This window comes from Shewanella sp. 6_MG-2023 (assembly GCF_030547195.1).
Classification (GTDB): domain Bacteria; phylum Pseudomonadota; class Gammaproteobacteria; order Enterobacterales; family Shewanellaceae; genus Shewanella.
On the sequence record NZ_JAUOQU010000072.1, the window covers coordinates 1 to 1,357 of the forward strand.

Annotated in this window: 2 protein-coding genes; both read left to right on the forward strand. The window is 38.0% G+C overall.

Annotation, left to right across the window (positions count from 1 at the left end):
• The first annotated feature begins 133 nt into the window (after positions 1–133).
• Positions 134–610 (forward strand): hypothetical protein, encoded by a 477-nt coding sequence (locus tag Q4533_RS19575; RefSeq protein WP_303503912.1) that lies wholly within the window; start codon positions 134–136, stop codon positions 608–610.
• A 211-nt stretch (positions 611–821) separates the two neighbouring features.
• A complete protein-coding gene (locus Q4533_RS19580) occupies positions 822–1,172 on the forward strand; it encodes a glutaredoxin domain-containing protein (protein WP_303503914.1) in 351 nt (116 codons plus the stop codon).
• Positions 1,173–1,357: the final 185 nt, after the last annotated feature.

The following is a 1,357-nucleotide window of genomic DNA, read 5'->3' on the forward strand; positions in this document are numbered from 1 at the left end:
TAATGGATGTAAGTGTTAGCAACTTAAAACGAATGGCGTTATGTTATAACTTCTAAATAATGGGTGGCTTTGTAATTTTTTTAAATAATGGGTGGCTTTGTAATTTTTTTACAGGCTGTAACTAGGAGTTAACATGCAAATCGATATCGTATCATACAAGAGTATTATGGGCATTGAGTTCGGTATGAGCACAAATGACGTTGAGAAGATACTTGGTCCAGCGACTTATAAAAGTATCAATCCAAGTAACCATCTAGTGAATAAGTACCTTTTACCTCAAAATCGATTGGTTGTAGCTGAGTTTAATAAAGTTGAACTTGGCACTGTCATTTCTGTTCTTGTCAATGTTTTTGACAGTGATCGTTTTAAAATTAACAGTGGCGAACCGATTTTGTGCACTTCACTCGTGGCACATTTAAGCCAGTGCGATAAAGACATCTACACATGGGATGATGAAATGTTATTTTTAGATACTGGGTTGGTACTGGGAGAGTTTACCTATAAAAATAATGAATACCAAAAATACATTGACTTATTTCAGTTTGGTGCTCAACAGGAAAGCATTGATGATGGTATTTATAAATCAGTAGAGGGCTCAACACTGGTTTAAAATGAAGAAGTCACTCAAGCTTTGGTTAACAACTTGTATTTGACAGAGCTTTATGAATAACAGGCTAATGCGATGTTTGTAGTCGTTTAAAGTTAAGCGATTTATTACCTAAAGTAAAAAAGCCTATTAAACCTTGGTTTGCAGATGTGAGCAAGAAAAGTTAGCGCTAAAAAACAAACGTCTTAGTGGGATAAATGTAGTGAGATAAATAATGAAACAAGGACTGTTGCTCTTATTAATTGGCTTCTGCCTCTATAAAGCCTGGCAAGATTTTGGGCCAAAACCGATCTTGCCTCCTTTGTATAATGAACCCTATGTTGCTGTTTACGGACGAGACTCATGTGGCCACACCCAAAGGTTATTGCGAGGGTTGAGGCAACAGGGCATTGAGCCCCATTATTTAAATGTTGATGATAAGAATATTGCCGACCGTTTGCACGCGCGAATGGAAATGCAAAATATAGCAACGCAGCGCTACAACTTACCTGTTGTGGATGTCAATGCATCACTAGCGATACGCCCGACATTGGCGAGCGTACAAGATAGCTTTTTAAACCAATAAAACAGTTTGGTTGCATGGAAAACATGGCAACAAGAGACAGAGATAGTTAAGGGATAAAGCGTGATGGCTCAGGGAATAGGCACTAAAATGCAACAGTGGCAAACGAAATGTTTTATCGGGTTATTAAGCCTTTTGGAAAACGGGGTCAGGTCTTGCCTTTTGCCCTACCAGAACCTAAATAAAAT